This window comes from Mesorhizobium loti CJ3sym (assembly GCF_000472785.1).
Taxonomy (GTDB): Bacteria; Pseudomonadota; Alphaproteobacteria; order Rhizobiales; family Rhizobiaceae; genus Mesorhizobium; species Mesorhizobium loti_E.
Genome location: NZ_AXAL01000039.1, coordinates 14,874 through 35,292, shown reverse-complemented (window position 1 = coordinate 35,292; position 20,419 = coordinate 14,874). Strand labels below are relative to the sequence as shown.

Sequence of the window (20,419 nt, the reverse complement as noted above, 5' to 3'; positions counted from 1 at the left end):
TCGACAGGGCACCGGTGACGTCGATCTCGAGCGCGTTGTTGCTCGTGCCGATGCTACCGCCGGCACTGAGCGAGATGTGCTGCGCCTGCACCTTGGTCGCCGTCGAGCCCGGCAGAGCGTCGAGGATCGACTGAACCGTCGCGGTCAGGAAAGCGTCGCCGCTCTTGGAATAGACGGATTCCACCCTGAGATCGCTGATCGGCGCCGTGATGCGCACATCGTCCTGCGCCCGTGCGATCAACCCGCCCTCGCCGCGCATCGTCACGGTAACAGGCTTTCCGTCCTCACCAATGTGGCCCTTGCTGGCTTCAAGCAGGATGTTGGCGCCGTCCAGATTGACGCCGCTTGTCGCGGCATTGATCAGGCTGCCGCTGGTCTTGATGCGGATGTCATCACCGTCCGCATGGCCTTCGCCCGCGACGATATTGGCGAGCTTGATGGTGGTTTCGGATCCAAGGTAGATAGCGCCACCGGCCTTGGCCGTCAGCAGATTGCCAACCGTCAGATCCACGTCCTCGCGCCGATTGACGATGATGCGGGTGATGCGCTCGGTCGTGCTCGTCGGATCATCGACCACGGCGGCCATCGTGACCGTACGGCCAAGCTCGGTGACCATCGACTGCTCGGGTGCAAGATTGACCGTGATAACATTGCCGACCACCGAAGCGATGGTGAAATAGGCGTCGTCCTCGGTGATGTTCTGCGTGTTGTTGCCGGCGATGTAGAGGAGATCGCCCGCCTTGAACGTCCCGGTCGGCCAGTTGCTGGCGCGCGTGATGGTGCCCTGGGTACCGTTGGGCAGCGCGGCAAAGTCGACGATCGTCGAACCGATATAGGCACTGGAAACCACCCCGGGCGATGATTCATAGCCGCCGACATAGACGATGTCCTGCCGCTCGGCCGCGGCAAGAGCCACGCGCTGGTCGTCATTCAGGATGATGTGCTGATTGCCGTCGCCCAGATCGAGGTTGAATTCGCCGAGCACGCTGCCGATGTTCTGGCTGGTGTGGATCTCGATGTTCTTGCCAACGATGTTGGAGCTTTCGATCACCACTTCCGTATCGGTCACTGACTTCGTCAGCCCGGCTCCGAACGCGTTTAGCAATTCGTCCTCGGACCAGACCTTGATCGTGCTGGTGAGTTCGGTCGCCTTGTCGCCGACCGCGAACAGAAGCTTGTAGCCGAAGGTCCGGCCAGCGTCCTTTTGCGTCTCGTTGAGCGTGGCAAACTGCTCGTTTAGCTTGCGGTACTCTACGGTGCGGCTGTCCCGCTCCGTCTGGATTCCATCGGCGACGTAAGCGTCGAGAGCGCTACCCGAAAGGCCACTGAGCTGAGCCTTCGTGGTCAGATCGCTGGTCAGACTGGCCAACTCGGCGCCGGTTATTGCCACGACATATTCGGGGTCGAACTTGGTCGGGTCGGCCTGGCCGCTCCGGTAATTCCAGTATTGGTCATAGTCGGCCTTGATGTCGGCGCTCATGAATAGCGTCGTGTCCTGCTGGGTCTCGCCCAGCCGGCCGAACATCTTCTGCAGATCGGAATAATCGGCCAGTTGACCCGCGGTCAGACCGGCCGCGGCGCCGGGATTGTAGCTGGTCGAATCCGCCTGCGTGTGACGATAAGCCCAATACTGCTTGTAGGCGGTCTCGATGTCTGCACGGTAAGTCGAGCCATAGCTGGCATAGATTGCGTCCAGACTGTTGAACTGGGCCGTGCGCGAGGCCTCCAGAGTGGCAATCGCCGCCGCGGCGTCCGCCGGCGAGAGCGTGTCTTCGTAATACTGCCGCTCTGCGTCGCTAAGCTTCACCGTTCCCGAGGTCGAATCGTAGCTACCCTTCAGGCGCCAGTAGGTGTCGTAGTCGCCGCGCTTCAGCAGCTCGTAGCCGAGCAACGTTGAGTTGATCTTGTCCTGGACACCGGTGGTTCCGGTCAGTTGCAGATCGGTCCACACGCCCGCCTTCAGCTCGTCGTAGGTACGCTTGTCCTTGACCGAAACGTCGTCGCAATCGAGCAGCGAACCATTCTGGACCTGGACCCAGACATTGCCCTCGGTGATCAACCGCTCGAGGTGCATGTCGCCAGTGGTCTCGGAGACATAAACATCGCCCTGAGCCCTGATATTGACCTTGTCGTCGTTTGTGTCGCCGGAATCGATCAGCAGCGGACGCAGCGCCGAGTTGCCGACGCCACCCTGTGCGCCCGCAGGCAACGCACCTTGTCCATCGACATAGGTGTCGGCGATCAGCGTGATTTTCGCGCCCTTGACCAGGCCCTGCAGGTAGCTGCCGGGACCGGAATCGGCGACGACGATGCCGGCCTGGGACGTCAACGTCACGTTCCCCTTGTCGGCGACGACCGAATTGATCGACATGTCGCCGGTGCGTTCCTTGATATAGATGTCACCATTCGCCGAGTGACCAGTCAGATAGGCATAGGCCGTCGATTGGCCCGGCACGCCCTTGTATCCCGCCGGGTAGAGATCGACGAGATCGATCTGCAACGGCCGTTGGGCGGTGCCCACGCCCAGATTGCCGTCTAAGGTGACGCGCACCCCCTGCACGACGGAATCGTCGTTGCTGGCCTCAATCGTTGTATTGGAAACGATCTGCGTGAGGCCGGTATCATTGTAGATGCCGTTGTCGACGATGACCTTGCCGGACCCGGTCGAATTGATCTTAACCGTTGCTTCCTCGTAGCCGATGAAGCTGATCTGAACCGGCAGGTCGGCCTTGATCGAGTTGGTGGCGGTGGTCTGGGTCCGCCGCTCGGTGGTGAACTTCTGATAGTAGGTCTTTTTGCCGTACCAGGTGCTCGTCGTCCACTTGTCGCCCGGCACCGGATCGGTCTGGCTTAGCGTTACCGTCGCGGAACTGTGCGTGTAGGGGGACGAGACGTTGCTCTGATAGAAATAGTCGCTGCCGGGAACCAGAGTCGGCTTCTCGAGCAACGTGTATGTCGTGTCGACGACGTTGGCCGGGTCGGCGGCGAGGAAATCAATGCCGAGCCAGGCAGACGTTCCGTAGGTGGTCGTGACGCTTTCCAGTGTCTTTGTCGCCACTGACCAGCCGTAGCGCCATCCGGCCTGCGGATTGTATTGCGTCGCGTAGTCCCAGGTGCCGTTGTGCTGGCCTGCAACGGTGTTGAGTGACACTGCGCCGGTCTCGACCATCTGCTTGGTCGCCTCGGGCTGGCCGTTTGCACCGAGCGGATTGACCACCGGCGTGAAGTCGACGACGCGCACGTCTACTGTTCCGTCGATTTGCGTCTGGTACCAGGTCTGCGTATAGCCGCCGTCGGAACGCTTCGACTTGTCGTTCAGGATGATCGTGCCCAGGCCACGCTCCGTAACGTCAATCCGCTTGATCAGCACGTCATAGTTAGACGCATTGTTGACGGTGACGTTGACATAGGCTCCTAGGGCCTTGATCTGCCCGTTGCCGGTGTTCATCAGCTTGCCAGTGATCGTTATAGATCCGGCAGGCGTTCTGAACTCCTGGATAACGATCTTGCCGAGGTCCGAATCCCAATACGCCTTGAACTCGTTGTACTGGGCGGTCTTCAGCATGATCTTGCCGCCCTGGATCTTGCCGCTGGCAATATCCGCCTTGATCTGGTCGATCTCGGCGATCGTGTTGGCGCCGATGTTCAGCACATAGTCGCTGGAACCGCTCTGGATCAGGCCGTTGAGGTTCACATATTCGGCGTTGATCGAGATGAGGCTGGCATAAATGCCGCTGGTCGGCTGCTTAGCAAGCTCGGCATCGCGGTCGGCATTGGTCGCCGCGCCCATACCGTCGGGATTGGTGATTTGCTTCCAGGCGATATAGGGATCGCCGCCGGTGTTGAGCACGCTGCCCGGAGGCAAGTCGATGATGACCATGCCGAAGGTAACGACATGCAGTGACGCGCTGTGGATATTGCCGGTGATGGTGATGTCACCGGAACCGACGCTGTTATCGATCGTCACATCGCTCGAAATGGCATCGATATCGCCGGAGATGGTAATCCCGGGCCACGGATTCGTATCAGAATTGACGATCAACGTGTTCTTGATGAGCACGGTGTTGACCGGCGCCGTTCCAAACGTGCGGGTGATGTCGAGATTGACCGCTCCAGGCACCAGAACCGGCTCGCCGCCACGCTGACCATCCGAATTGTCGGCGTCGGCGTTCGCCTGGTTCTGCTGAGCGATCGCGCCATTGAGCAGAGCACGCACAGTGGCGGGATCGGTGGCGCTGCTGTCGATCTGCGAAATCTCGTTCTGGAACCCGTTTAAGTACACGCCGCCATTGTTTTCGGGGATGTATATGCCCTGGATGTCCAGGAATGCGGTCGTGTTGTTGGTGATCTTGACGCTCACATTGCCGGGCGCATCGAGCTTGCCGGCCCCCTGCAGCACGTCGGCCCTGATGTCGATATAGCCGGCTTCGGCCAGGATGGGCGCGACGTGGATTGTCAGCACGTCCTTGTGAACCGGCAGCAGCGCAAACTGGGGCACGCCATTGACGACCTTCTGAGTGCCGTCCGGGTTCAGAACTTCCCGTTTTTCAACCAGCCCGAGGAACTGCAACTCGCTGACCATGCGGTCGATTTCGCGATTGTAGAAATCGACGAGATCCTGATTGCTGGCGTACTCGAGCTTCTTATCCTCCGCATCGGCGATAAGGTCGAAATAGCTCGACTGAAGCGGTGCCTGATCGATGCCCAGCGTGACGGAATCCGAACCGGCGCCGCTGTAGGTTATCGTAGGAGCCGTCTGCGTTCCGCCGATCGCCGTGATGGTGATGTCGATGTTGCGGTTGAGGCCGGTCCGGACCGTGCCGTCAACAGTGACGATGGCGTGGGAATCGGTGTGTGCCGTGCCGTCGAACTGTGCGTAGGCATTTCCGCCCAAAGCCTTGTCGATGGCGCCGGAGAGCGAAGAAGCCCAGTTGACAGCTTTGCCCTGTGACGTCATGTCGGCGAATGCGGATTTGTCGGCAAAAAGCCTGACATTGCCGCCGGTTTCGACCAGCGCTCCGGCATAGATGGTGATCAGGTTTTCCTGATAGAGCAATGCGTCCGACACCACATGGTCGATCGGAATGACGCTGCCGGCAAAAGTGTCGCTGTAGACGGCGACGCGATAGACGTCGTGATTGGAGTTAGCGTCCATCCCAGACAGCATGTTGACGTCGGACAACGCCTTGATGTGCGATCCATTGCCGACAAGGATGCTATTGGTCGGGCTGAGATTGATGGTCGCATCGGCCACCGAGACAGTCACACCGCCATAATTGTCGACGCTGACATGCAATTCCGCATTTGCGTTGGTATCGGCCTTGAGATCCATCTCGCCGACGGTATTCAGTTCGACATTGCTGTCGACGGCGGTATTGGTGCCGATCTGGACCGTGGCAAAGACATTGTCGGCGTCGAACGTGCTCTCAGCACCGATACCGGAGCCAAGACCACCGCCCTTGTAGGAAATGTTCTCGTAGTAGGCGATATCGTTGCGCGCCGCGAGCGTGAACTCGCCGGCATCTATGGACGTACCGATGACCTTGAGTTGCGCGTTGTTCTTGACCAACGTCTTGGTGTTGAGCGTCAGGTGCGTGTCGCTGCTGACACCGGCGCCGTTGACCAGGCCACCTGTGCTGCCGTTGACGTTATCGCCGATATTCGGCTTGTCGAAGCGGTTGAGCGATGTGGCGTTGATCGCATATGCGGTGACCTTGGCGCCGTCCCCGATGATCACGTTGGACGTTGAGTTGATGTTGTTGTCGGCCTCGGCGCCAGACCCCGAAAGCAGGCCGTAAGCACTGGTCACGATGACCGTGTTGGCACGCGCCAGATGGTCGGACGTCATGCTGAAACGGCCGGCCGTTACATTGTAATTGGCGAACGCGGCTGCGCTCTCGCCGGCCAATTGCGTCGCTGCTTTAGACAGGGTGATCAGTGTGTTGTTGCCCAGCACGGCTTGCGTGACAGCGTTGGAAGTTGTGTCGGCCACGGCCGCTGCGATTCCGACCAGACCGCCCGCGCCCGGCGAACTCGATGCCTGGTTGTCGTCGCTGCCCAGCGCCGAGATGCTCATGGCGCCAGCGCTGATCAAGACATTGTCCGCCACCTGCGCGGTGGTATTGGCGATCTGCCCGTTAGCGTCGGAATGCTGCAGCGATTGCGCCTTCGCCTTGGTGGCGCCGGCGGCGACCAACCCGTAGGCGGCGCTGTTGGAATCGGCGCGCTGCCGGCTGTCGTTCTGCGCCGCGACGCTGACGCCGCGGGCTGCGGTGATTAGCGTGCCTGCGCCAAGCAGCGCCACCACCGTGCTGGTGTTGATCGCTTCGGTCACTGTTGCGTCGACACCGATGAGACCACCGGCAAGGCCCTGTGCCTTTGCGTTGGCGGTATCGCCAACCGTCGGCAAATTCTGGCTTGCCGCGATGCGCAGGCTGTCAACATTGAAGGTAGTGCCGCTGGTCTGCGCGCTGACATGCGTGTCGACGTAGGCCTTGGCCACGGAAACGCCGACCGCCGCCGTGCCAGCATTGACGCCGGCCGCCTGGGAACGCGCCTTCGGCGTCATGACCGCTTCGACATCAACGGCGCCGGCCGTGATGGAAGAACCGGAAATGTTCGCCGAAACGCTGGAATTCACATTCGATTCCGCCGATGCCCCGCCGGCCGCCAGGCTGAAGATGCCGATGGCCAGGGAAATCGCGTCCACTTCGGTAACGACCGAGGTAACGTCACGAGCGCTCATCGTGATCGCACCGTTGGCCTTGATCGTGCTGCCTGCGATCGAAACCGAAGTGCTCGACGAGGCGGTGTTTTTCGTAACCGCACCGCCACCGGCGACAGTAACGCCAATATCGGTCGACGCCGCCAGCGAGGCCATGATGGCAGCCGACGATAGCGTGGCGCTCTCACGCGCCGTGATCGAGAGCGTGCCGGTGTTGGCCTGGTAGGCCGGCATCACGCGTGGCAGGAAGGTCGGTCCCGCGCCAGGCACTGTGTAGATGTAGCCGTTCGACTGCACCGGAATCTGCCCGGTCACCGTCATGTTGGTGCCGGTGGCGTAGCCGGCGATGTCGTTTGAGATGAGATTCTCCGCGTAAGCGACGCCCAGCGCCACGGCGCTGCTGCCCCCGCCGAAGCCGACAGAAATCGCCACCGCGGCGGCCCCTGCGAAGGCATCAATGGACGATGAGTCGATCGCCTCGATCGCGACATCGCCGGCCTTGATCGAGCCACCGTCGATGAAGCCATGCACGTTCACGCCAACGCGGTTCACCGTCGTGGCCGCCGCGCCGGCAGCACTGAAGGAGTACATGCCGAAAGCAAGTGCGACCGATGCTGCCGCTACATTGGCTTCGATCGACTGATCCGAATTGGCCGAGACGCCAAGCGTGCCATAGGTGTCGACATTGGTGTCTTGCAGATAGGCGGAGACCTCGACGGCCGAGCGAGTGCCGCCGACGCTGTATCCGATCGAATTCAGCGCGACACCGAAGCCGAGCGAGGCACCGACCGAAACGCCGCCGATCGCGACACCGACCGCAGCCGCAACGATATCGGCGTGGATCTGCGAACTGTTGCTGGCGCTGAAATCAATATCGCCGCCGGCATCGAGCATGCTGTCGAGTGCGTACGCACGGGTTCCGCCCAAGATTACATTGGTCGCGACAGCACCGCCGCCCGCAACGGACACGCCCACGGCCCCGCCGGAAATGGCAACGGCGGCGGCGGCGGATATGGCGTCTATCGAAGCGTCTTCCGTTGCCGATACGCTGATGGTGCCCGGAGCGGCCGCATGCGTCGGCACATTGGTTTCGAGGTGGGTGATGGTGTCGTAGGTCGGATTGTGGACCGGTATGTCGGTGACCGCGACATCGGCGAAATCAAGATGAGCGTCGACGTCATTGGCGATGGTGTTCTTGGCGACCGCGACGCCGAAGCTGACGCTGACGCCGACACTGCCGATGGCCGCCGAGATCGCGGCAGCACCGGCATTGGCGGTGATGTGCGAGGTGTCTTCCGCGCTCACACCCACATTGGCCGCACGGATCGTCGCCTTGTCGGCCGCGGACGCGCCGGTGATGGAAGCTTCGGTCAGCACGCCGATCATGTTTTCGGTGTAGACGCCGGCGCCTGCGACGCCGACGCCAACGGTGCCGGCGCCGAGCGCAGCGGCGCCGGCGATCACCAAGGCATTGATGGTCTGGTCGGCCTTGGCGTGAACCGTGAGCGTGCCGTCGGCCGTCACGCCGCTGTCGATGATGGTGGCGCTGACGCCACCGCTGTTGGCGGCGTTGAAGGTGGGCGCCCGGGTCGGATCTGGCTTGCCATCCGCATCGACGGGATTGACGGGAACAGTCCAGTTGCCGATCTGGTTGATCGCCACCGAGACGCCGATGGCGGCGCCGATGCCGGGTCCTGCTCCGACGCCGACCGCGAGCGACAGCGCGGCGATCTTCGCGGTGATGGCGGAGGTCGAGATCGCTTCCACGGTGACCGCGCCGGCGCTGTCCAGCGTGCTGTCGACGACGGTGGCGATGGTGTTGTCGTTGATCGTGTTTTTGGCCGCGGCACCTGCGCCCGAAAACGCGATGCCGGCGGTGCCGGCAGCGACGCCGATGGATGCCGCCACCGAGATGGCGTCGATGGTGGCGCCCTGCGTGGCCTTGACCGAGATCGCGCCTGACGTCGAGGTCAGTACCTGGCCATCGAGGACGCCGGCATAGGTGTCGTTGTGGATGTCGTTAAGCGCAATCGAGATGCCGATTGTGATGGCGACACCCGTGGCACCGAAGCCAGCGGCCAGCGAGGCCGCCCCGACGAGCGCCTTGATGTGGGACGTATCGCTGGCGCCGATGGCGGCCGAGCCGACGGTGATGATGGATCCGGTCTGGTCGTTCGGATCGTCAAGGAAGGCCGCGGTCCGCACCGCAACAGTGTTGCGCGCGCCCGCGCCGGCGCCACTGATGCCGACGCCCGTGGTGCCGGCACCGATCGCGGCCGATCCGGCGGCAACGAGGGCGTCGATGGTCTCGGTCGAGGTCGCGTCGACAGCAAGCGCGCCCGTGGCCTCGATGGAGGTGCCGCGCACATAGGCCTGCACCTGGTCGCGGTCCGCTTCGCCGTGGCCGATCTCGTTGATCGCCACCGCCGCGCCGAAGGACGCCGCGCCGCCGACGGTCCCGCCGACACCGATCGAAAGCGATATCGCGAGCGTCTCGGCCTTGATGGTCGAGGAGCCCTTGGCGGTGACCGAAACGGAATCCGCCTCGGTGATCGTGCTGGCCTCGATGAAGGCATTGGTGTCGGTGGCGATATTGTTGAGCGCCACCGCGCCGCCGCCGCTGAACGAAATGCCGGTGGTGCCGCCGATGGCCACCGAAATGGAGGCGGTGGCAACGGTCGAATGGACCTTGGCCGCATTCTCGGCGCTTACCGAGATGCTGCCCGCCGTGGCCTCCACGCTGTCGGCGTTCTTGAGATAGGCGGCGACGTTGTTCTCGATCTTGTTTTGCGCCATGGCGAAACCGATCGACACGGCTACGCCCGTGGTGCCGGCCATGCCGGCGGCAAGACTGGCCGCTCCAGCCAGCACGTCGATCGTCGTTTCGTCCTTGGCGGAAATGTCCACAGATCCGGCGGAGACGCTGGCAGCGTCCAAGACATAGGCCTGGGTCGCCACCGCCACGAAATTGAGCGTGTAGACGCCTGCGACGCTGACGCCGATGCCGGTCGAGCCGCCGGCGATCGCCACCGATCCGGCCGCCACGGTGGCATCGATCGATCCGGTGGAATGCGCGTCGACCGTCACCTGACCGTCGCTCTTCACACCGGTGCTACTGATGAATGCGCGGACCCCGGTCGTGCCGTCGGCGGCAAGCGTCGCATTGCCGGTCGGCAGGCTGCGGCCGCTGGCTGAATCGAGGGCCTCCTCGACCGTCCAGTCGCCGATGCGATTGATGGCGACGGCGGCACCGATCGAGGCGCCGATGCCGGTATTGCCGCCGCCGACCGCGGCCGACGCCGCCAGCACAGTGGCGGTGATCGACGATTCGCTGAGCGCCTCCACATCGACGCTGCCGCTGTCGAGGATGCTGCTGTTGGTGATCGATGCCAGCGTATCGACACCGATGAGGTTGGAAAGCGCGGCACCCGCGCCGCTGATGGCGATGGATGTCTTGCCCGAGAAGGCGACGGTTATCGACGCCGCGGCACCCTTGGCGTCGATCAGGGCGTGGTTGTCCGCCTTGACTGTGATTGCCCCGTCAGCGGAAAGATCCGCGTGATCGGCCGCGGCGGCGACGCTGCCCTTGATGTCGTTGAGCGCAACGGCAAGGCCGATGGAAACTGCTGTCGCATTCTTGCTGGAGAAGGATGCCGCGACCGTTGCGGCCGCTGCCAGCGCGTTGATCTCGCTGGTATTGAGCGCCTCGATATCGACACCGCCGGCGCCGCCGGTGATTGTCGATTTGTTGCCGGCGACGGTACCGCCGTCGATCGACGCCGTCGTGTCCGCGGCAATGCTGTTCTGGGCAAACACCCCACCGGCGCTGAACGAAGTACCGTTGCCGGATGCCGAAATGCCAACCGCGACGGAAGCCGCCACCGTGAGTGCGTCGATGGTCTGGTCGGACGTCGCCGAAACCCCGACCTTGCTGCCGCCGACCGTCGAATGACGGATGCGCGCTTCGGTCTTCAGCGGCGTCGCAACGCCAGGCGCCTCGACGCTGCCGGCATAGCCGATATAGTTGAAGGCAAGCACGATACCGACGGCAACGGCGGTGCCCGATTTATTGAAACCTCCGGCGACCGAGACGGCGGCCGCCGCTATGGTGGCGTCGATGTCGGCGCTGTTGGTGGCAGACACGGTGACGTCGCCGGTCGCCTGCACATCGCTGTCCTGGATCAGCGCATCGACGGCGCCCAATATGGTGTTGAAGGCGATGGTGCCGGCCACGCCGACGGCGAGCCCGCTGCCTGTACCGGCAGCCACCGATACGGAGGCCGCCGCCGCCGTGGCGTCGATCTTGCCCGCCTGGGACGCGGTGACGGACACGCTGCCCCCGTTGAGATCATCCACATTGTCGATGGTGGCGGAAACCGTGGCGTCGACCGCGTTGCGCGAGACCACCAGGCCGATCGAGACGGACTTGCCATCAGGATCCTGGCCGTAGGTGTAGTTGATGGCGATCACCGGCGCGATGACGTGCGATGTGATTTCGGCGGTGTTGCTGGCCGAAACAGTCAGCGCGCCATCGGCATCGATGTTGGCGGAATCCTCGATCGAGGCGGCCACGATCATCTGCACGCGGTTCAGCGCAAAGACACCGCCGACGGTGACCGCCGTCGGCGCGCCGCCGCGCAACGTCTTGGTGTAATTCGAGATTTCCGAATCGATCGTCTGCGACGCGATGGCCGACACTGTCACGGCGCCGGTCATGTCGACCTTCGAATTGTCGATCTTGGCCTCGATTGCCGCATTGGGGTCATGGCCGTAGATCGTGCCGACAAGGTCGGTGCCGAGCAGCGCATCAACGGTGTTGAACAGGAAGTTCTGGCCGGCGATGCCGACCGTGTTGAAAGCGAGCGTGATGCCCACAGCAGTCGCCTTGGCGATCGTATCGGCATCGATCGACGCGTCGATCGAAGCCGAACTTTCGGCATTCACGCCGAGACTGGCGCCGGAAATATCGCTGTCGGTGACGTCGGCCTTGGCGTGGCTCACGACATTGTTGGTGGCGATGACGCCGTTGACGGCGATCGACTTGCCCTTGGCGCTGCCCGTGACTTCCACCCGCGCGGTGACGTCCGCCAGGATGGCGCTGGTCTGCAGCGCCGAGACGAGCACGCTGCCGGCGGCGATTATCGTTGCCGCATTGATGGTGGCGGCCGCGCCGCTGTCGATATCGTTGCGGATCGCCATGCCGCCGACGCCGATGGCATCGCCCCCGGCGAGACTCGGAAGCAGGCTGTTTATGGTGTCGATCACATCGTTGACGATGTATTTCTTCCAGCCGCTGGAGAAATCCTCGGTATCGAAATTCACCGTGGAATTGTCAGATCCTGTATACTCCCAGGTCTCGCCAGCTGTTGCGCCGCCCTTTGTCGTGTCTATGTAGACGAGGTCGCCGTTGTTGACCGTCTGCGCGCCCGACTTGGTCGTGAACTGGTAGCTGCCGGTCAGCGTCTTGAGAAGATTGGCCGCGACGCTGATGCCGTAGTCATTCTTGATTTCGGCCAGCGCCAGAAGGTTGCCAGAAGACGTGATCGAAGCATCGTCCGTCGAGGAAACCTCGACGCTGTCGCCGTTGACCTCGAGCGTGTCCGAGCCGCTATTGTCGATCTTGGCGGTGGCTTCGCTGGCCACCTTGTTGCTGGCGATGACCAGACCGATGGCCTTGCCGCTGGTGCCCGAAATCGAGGTCGACGACGAGGTGGATTCGTTGCTGACCGTGGCGTCGATCGATGCCTTGTTGTCGGCTGTAACCGACACTGCGCCGTCGGCGTCGATCTCGGAATCGATGATCGTCGCCGATGTCATCGCCGGATTGCGGCCACCAAAGGCGTCCGCGATCAGATCGTCACCCAAAAGCGCATCGACGCCGTTGAACAGGATGTTCGTCGCCTTCCAGCCGATCGAATTGAAGGCGAGCGTCACGCCGACGGTGTCGCCACCGCTCGAATAGGCGGAGCTCTTGGTATCGGCCACGATCGACGACACGTTCTGGGCCGCGACGTCCACGTCACCGCTGCTCGTCACGTCGCTGTTGTCAATGGTCGCGGTCGCGCTCGACTGTACGATGTTGGTGGCAATCGTGCCGTTGATGGCCAGCACCTTGTCGCTTGCCGTTTCCTCCTTCGGATCGGCAGGCGTTGCCGGCGTTGCCGGATCGGCCGGCGCCCCGGGTGTGTGTTTGGTGCCGGGGTTTGTATCGGTCGCGCCGGTCTTGCCGTCGCCGTCCCAATCGATCGAACTGCCCCCCGAGGCCGAGACCGACGTATCGACCTTGGCGCTGATCGTGGCGCTCTCCAACGCCAGCACCTGGACATCGCCTGATGTATTGGAGACCGTCGCGTTCTTGATCGAGGCGTCGGAACCGCCACGTACGTCGTTCATCACGATCAGGCCGCCGACCGCCTTTGACGGCGCGGCGGAGAGATTCAGATCCTGCAGCAGAAGCGTCGCTTCCGGTGCTTCCTTCCAGTAGCCAAGGTCTGTGTAATCGGTGCTGGCGAGATCGGTGTGTAAGCCGCTCGCGGCAGTGCCCATGTAGATGTAGATGCTGCCGGCATTGCCGCCGACCTTGGTCCAGTCGGCCGGGTCGAGATTGTCGACGCCAGCGGCGACCAGCGCTTCGAGGTCGATGATGTCGTCAGCGCCATTATACTGGTAGATCGGACCGCTTTCGTCGCCCTCGCCCTCGAACTGGATCGCATCGCCAGTCGAAATCGCGAACTTCGACGGCGGCAGCACCTGGTTCAGGTTGATCACGACATTGCCGCCGTAGTCGTCGGCGATGCGCACACGGTCGCCGAACTGCAGGTCGCGGACCTTGGTACCGATGCCTGCGTCGGGCTTGCTGTCATAGTCGGCGTCGTAGAGATCGTTCAACGTCTCCTGGATGATGGCCGCGCCGCCATCATTGGTAACCGACGTCTCGACGGTAAGCTTCGAGTTGGAATAGATACCGCTGGAATCATTGGCCGTGACCGTGACGGCATCGCCCGCAGCGATGGTCTTGCCTGTCGTGCCGGTGTTGTCGATGGTCGCCTTGGCAGCGCCGGACACCTTGTTGCCGGAAATGATTGCGCCGTAGGACGCGCCCGAGGCGCCGTAAAGCGCAGCCGTCTCGGTGACCGCGGCATTGCTGACCGTGGCATTGATCTGTGCGTGATTGACGGCGGAAACCTCGATGCCGCCGTCAACGTCGACCGAACTCTGCAGGATCGACGCGGTGGCGTCAGCGCCGATATTGCCGTCGAACGCGTTGTCGGCGAGGTAAGGCGCACCGATCAGCGTGTCCAGCGTGTTGAACAGGATGTTCTGTGCTTCCCAGCCCACCGAATTGTAGGCGAGCGTGACGCCCACGGCCGTCGCGCCCGACGCGCCCGAGGCATAAAGCCGGGCGTCGATGCGTGCATCGTTGTCAGCGGAGACAACCAGATCACCGCCCGCAGTGACCGTGCTGTTCTCGATCGAGGCAGAGGTCTTGCCCAGAACGACGTTGGTATCGATCTGGCCGTTAAAGCCGAGCACGTCACCGCTGCCGTCGATACCGCTGCCGCCGGCGGCCGAGACAGTGTTGGTCGTATAAGCGGTAATCGTCGAGGCGCCGACAGCGGCGACGGTCAAATCGCCCTCCTCGGCGGTAACCGTGGCGCCCTTGATGTAGGCCTTGGAATCGCCGCGCGTGTCGTTGTAGGCGATCGACAGGCCGATGGCCTTGGAATTGGTGGTCACGACATTGCCGATAGCCGGAAAGAAGATGTCCTCAAAGTCGGACGTCTTCAGCTGCTGCCATTTCGTCGTGTCGGAATAGTCGACCTGCGCCAGGTCGCCCGTGAACGTCGCGCTGCCGATATATTTGTAGACCTCGCCCTTGTGAACGCCTGGATGTGCGACCGTCGGGGCATAGTCGAGCGCGACACGAACCTTGTCGCCGCTCTCGACCGTGCGCGATCCGGACTTGCTGGTGAAGTTGTAGTCGCCAGCGCCAAGCGCATCGGCGGCATGGCCGACGACATCCTCCAGCGCACCGAGCGTGCTGCCGGGCGCGGCTGTCGACACCACCGAAATATCGGCCGATATGGTTGCTGCGTTGGAGCTGTTTATGCCGATCTCACCGGCGGTAACCGTCGCCAGTGGCTCGTCGCTGTTGTCGATATAGGCGGAGGCGCCTGAACTGACCTTGTTGCTGGCCAGGATCGCGCCGGCGGCCGTACCGCTGACACCGTATTTAGCCGAGGGCGTGAACGTGTTCGTCCAGTCCATCGACGTTTCGTCGCCGGTCGTGGCGGTGATGCCGGCGTTGTTTTCGGCCGACAGATCGATGTCGCCGGCAATCTCGATGTCGGAATTCTTGATGAAAGCCGTGGTCAGCACCGGGGTTTCCAACCCGAGCGCTTTGCCGACCTCGGGCGAACCGATCAGCGTGTCGACCGCGTCGAACAACAGGTTCTGCGGCTTGTAACCGACCGCGTTGAAGGCCAGCACGAAGCCAAAGACGCCTCCCGATCCGTAAGCCTGGCTAAGCGCGGTGGCCTCGATCGTTGCTTCGGTGATCGCCTCGACGGTCAGATTGTTGTCGGCGCCCGCGCCCGACGCCTTGGTGACCGAGGTGTTTTCAACCGAAGCCGAAGCGCCCCCCTGCACAGTGTTGGTGACGGAGACTCCGCTCTTGGTGTCCCAGGAATCGATGACGCTGGTGTCGCTGGATTCGATGGTCGCGGACTCGTCCGCCTTTACCGAAACCGCGCCAAGAGCCGTCACCGCCGTGTTGATGAGCTTGGCGGTGACGTTGCTGGTCACCTGGTTGCGCGCGAAGATGCCGCCTGTACCGGTGGCATTGCCGACCACGGATTTCTCCGACATGCCGGCCGCCATCAGACCGGTCTTGGCCAGGTCCGCCGGGATCAGATTGTCGGTGTTGAGTTTCTTCCACAGGCCGAAATCGTCGAAATCGGCCGTCGCCAGATTAACCGGCGTGTTGTCCGGCCCCATATATTGATAGATGCCGCCCTTCTCGCCCGTGCCCGCATAGTCGTCAGCGTCGCTGATACGAACGGTGTCGCCCAGGTTGAGTGAAGGCGTCCCCGACTTCGTCGTGTATTTGTAGTCGTTCAGCATGTCGCCAGCGATTTCGTTGACGATGTTGACACCATTGGTGTTGTCGAGCTGCGAACTGACGCCAAGGCCGGTGGTGGCTTCGATGCCGGCCTCGTCGGTGGCACTGACCGCGACCGTCTTGGCGACGACGGTGCCGCCGCTGATTAAGGCGGTGGCGGTACTGCTGACCTTGTTGCCGGAAATGACGGCGCCATAGCCGGTCGTCGCCCCATCGAACAGGGCTTCAACGGAAGCCGAGGCTTCATTGGTGATTTCGGAAGAGACCAGTGCGCCCGAAACCGCTTCGACGACAACGTCGCCGTCGGAGACAATGTCGGAATCGGTGATCGACGCTTCAACGTTGAACGGGTTTTCATGACGCAGCGACGTGTTGGTGTCACCCGTGGCGCCGGCAACATCGGCGACCACGTCGCCAAGCAGCGTCTCCACCGTATTGAACAGGAAGTTGCCGCGTTCCCAGCCGATGGTGTTGTTGGCGATCTGGAAAGCAGCGGCCTTCTCGCCTTCCCCCACTTCGGCGACGGTCTTGTTTTCGGACTCGATCAACGAATGGTTCTCGGCCCGGACGGTGACGTCACCAACCTTGTTGGCACTGGTGCCAATGGTGGCGCCGGTTATCTTGGCGGAGGTCTGGCCCTGGATCAGGTTGGTGGCGACCACCGCGCTCTGCCCACTACTGGCACCGGCCTTGAACAGGAACCCCTTGACCGAACCGAGCGCTTTCTGGACCAGCGCATCCTGGTCGAAGGGCGATCCGCCCTCCACTTCGCTGAGCACATCGGCCATGGCCTGGATGGTGCCGGTCGAATCCGCCGTCACAGAGACAGCGGCAGCCTGGACTTTGGCATCGTTGATAAGCGCGGTAGCACCGCCACGCACGTCATTGAACACAATGGCGGCGCCAATCGCGCTGCCGCCGGTCGCGCGCAGGTTGAAATCGAGTATCGAATAGTCGAGATCGGCCTTCCACAGATCCTTGTCGGTGAAATCTACCTGCGTCGGGTCGGTCAAATCCAGCGTCGGATTGTCGGCGCCCAGATAGGTGAAGGTCTGCCCGCGTTCCCCGGTCAGCAGGACAAAATCAGGATCGGTGGCGAAATCGACGGTAGTGGAGCTGTGTGCGAAATCGATATGCTTGTCGGGGCCGGTATACTTGTAGAGATGGCCAGCGCCGCCCAGCACCGACACATAGACGATATCGCCGCTCTTGACATCGATCGACCCCGTGCTGCCGTCGGTCTTCACATCGTAGTCGAGGCCAACCTTGGTGCCATAGGCCAGCGGCACCACCTTGTCGTCGGTCAGCAAGCGGTCAGCGTCGGGTTTCTGCCCGTCATCAAACAGGTCGGCAAGCGCGTGCAGGCCGCCGTCGCTCGAGGCGATCGCCGCCGTCTCGATCTTGGTGTTGGAATTGATCGTGGTGTCGTCCCAGGCGTTAACGTCGAGGGCACCGCCTGCGCTGACCAGTTTGGAAGTCGAACCGCCGTCGATCGTCGCCGATGCAAGCCGGCTGACCTGGTTGCTCGACAAGATAGCGGCGATTGACTTTGCACTGCTGGAAAGAATCCCGCCTTCGGAGACATTGCGCGAGGCATTGCTGACCGTGGCGTTGACGACGCCCTTTGAAAGCGCCGTAACCATCAGCGCGCCGGCCGCCGCGACGACGGAATCCGAGATCGTGGCGTTGACCTTAACAGGTTGCTCGTTGGTCCAGAACTGGGTGCCGAGCAGTACATCGAGCGTCGCCTTGGCGAGAGCGGCGGCCGTGCTGCCGACATTGAAGCCGATGACGTTGAGCGCCTCCAGCCCGGTCACCGCTTTTGACGAGCCCATGGCTAGGCTGACCGGGCCGCGACCATCGATGTCGACATAGATGGTTGCGTCGACAAAGCTGTTGTCGGTGGCCGAAACGACGACATCGGCGGTGCCGGTCGTCTGGACATCGCTGAGATCGATCGTTGCCGTGGTCGAGCCATTGACGACGTTGACGGCAAGCACGCCGGCGACCGCTGTCTTGGCGACGACCGGGGCACCGTCATCTTGGCCGACTGGCGAGGTGGACGAGTAGGCGAGCAGGTTCGTCTGGTTTATCGCCGCGACCGTAACCGTGCCGTCGCTGTTGACGTCCGATTGCGAGATCGAAGCTGCGGTGGTCTTGGTGACCATGTTGATGACGCTGACACGCGCGACTTGCGTCGACGGCGCTGTGTCATCGGGGTTGACGCGCGGCTGGAACGGCGTAGCGATCGCGATGAACGTCGAATAGTCACCGGCCAGCACCGAAACGCCGCCGGCGCCCGCGTTGACGACACTTTCATCTATTCCCGCGCTGGTCTCGCCGGTGACGCGGTTCTCCGAATCGAGACCTGTCGAGCGGTAGGTGGTCGCACTGTCGGCGGTAACTGCGAGGCCGCCGGCGTTGCCGGTGATGCCACGAACCAGAGCTTTTGTTGAATCGGAGGCGACATTGGTAACTGAGCCGAGCGAACCAGAGATAATGGCGTTGCGTACCTCACCTTCACTGGACGCAGCAACCGCAACATCGCCATGGGCGCTGATCGTTGTCGGATGCGTCGCGACGTCGGCGGTCGCCGGACCAACGGTGACGGCGGTTGTCCTGGTGACATTGGTGTCCGAGCCGATCGCCGAAAAGATGACGATCCCCTCCGTGCCCGGGATCAGCACGTCGGTTTCCGTCTGCAGCCCGACCGTAACGCGACTGTCGTCGACGGCGGAAATCTTCACATCCGTCACGCCGTCGTTGATCGTGCCGCCGGTCTGGATGATCTTTGCCGCCGCGTCGACCGACATCGTCGTGTTGTTGGTAACCGTAACGTCGGACGCGACCTGTGAATTGGTGAACCCGCTGACGACGTTCTTCGCCATCGTTTCCAGGTCTTCCATGGTGATCTCGCCACGCGACAGTGCGTCGTTGAAGGCCTGCGAGGCGGTGCTGAAAACGCCAAGCGGATTGTCCGCTGTGACCGCCTTGATCTGGGCGATCGTGTCCGCAGGTATGCTGGTGAGCGCAAGAACGCTGTCGGGAACGACGACTTCCGTCAGGCCAAGCAGATTGGGGATCGGCACCTCGGTGATCATCAGGTCGACATCGACACTGGTATTGGCAGCCATGTTGACCGCAGAACCCGTGACCGAGGCAGTCGCCGCAAGTGTCACACTCGACGTATTCGTCAGCGTCGCGACGATGGATCGCAAGCTGGTTAGCGCCTTGCCGTGCGCCTTGACCGTGTTCGACACCTGCGAGGAGATATTGATAGAGCCGGCCGCGGTCAGCGAACCGGCCAAGGTGATGGAGGCCGACGTAGCGGTCGTTGCGCTGAGTGTCGACACGATTCCGGCGGCATCCAGCGACGTGCGCGCCCAATCCACGGCGTCAATATCAATCGACTGAGCGCTTATCACGGTCGAGTGATTGACGTCGCCAATATTGATCTTTCCGGCGCTCAGTCCAAGCGTGCCCGAAACTGTCAGGCTTGTGTTGACGTCGATCTCGTCTCCTGCATCGACCATCAGCGAGAAACTGGGCGAATTCGGCAGCGAATTGATTGTGGTGACGGCGGTGTTGTCGCCCAGATAGAGCCAGACAGAACTGCTGGCGTTGGCAACGGTCTGTGCCGCGCCGCCGCCAATGCTCAGCTGAAGATTAGCTCCAGAACCGGTGATCGTGACGTTCTTGTTGCTGGAGGCGTTTACTGCCGCCGACCTATCAACAACCTGAATACCGCCGCCGACGGTAAAGGGCTCCATGTTCTCGAAGGCCAGCGTCGAGCCGTTCGGATTCGTGAAAGTCACCTTTCCCGAGCCGTTCGCTCCCAGCGCCGCGCTGCTCGCTGTGACGCCTGAATAGACGATCGTGTCATGGCCACCGAAGCCGCCGTCCATCGTGCCGCTGAGTTTTCCGGCGGCCTGGATGGTGAAGGTATCGTTGTTGCCGTCAGCGCCCTTCAGGTTTTCCGTATTGGAGAAATTCACATCGACTTTGGCGCCGTTGATGCTGCCGGCATTATTGCCGCTCAGCGTCCAGGCGGCGTCGGCGGAACTGTCGAACACAACCTTGTCGTCACCGCCGGCGCCATCAAACAGGATGGACTTCGCAAGCGTGTGCCCTCCAAACGAATCCTCGTCGATCTTTAACGTATCCCTGCCGCTGCCGCCGGTGATCGAGATTGACGACGTGTTGGCGCTGGCATTGATGGTGCTCAGATCACCGAAGGCAAGCACCTTGCCGCCATCGGTCTGGTCGATGATCTGCACCTGCTGGACTGTCGTCGCGACATTGTTGATGGTCTGCACTTCCTCGAGCAGCCGCACGAGGATTTCGTGATCTACGTTCGGACCATCGGTAGCCAGATTCACATTGAGGTCCGCGTTGAGCAGCAGGCGCGGCTCCAGCGGATCGAAGATCAGCCGAACGCGGTCTGCGAATTCGCGCTGCACGCGTGAACCTTTGGCCAGGCGTTCCAGCTTGGCCCGCAAGATTTCGGACAGCTTTGCTCGCCTATGCGAAATAGGCTTGCCGGAAATGCCTTCGGACTTGAACGGAAATGCCAT

The 20,419-nt window shown here is 62.2% G+C and carries 1 protein-coding gene (running past one end of the window); it reads right to left on the bottom strand.

The genetic code is table 11. The annotated features are described in order from the left end of the window. Positions 1 to 20,419 carry the 5' portion of an LEPR-XLL domain-containing protein gene (locus A3A9_RS40195; protein ID WP_033839016.1) on the bottom strand. 9,227 nt of this gene lie to the left of the window's left edge, so the window shows 20,419 of its 29,646 coding nt (coding positions 1–20,419); the start codon lies at positions 20,417 to 20,419; the stop codon falls past the left edge of the window.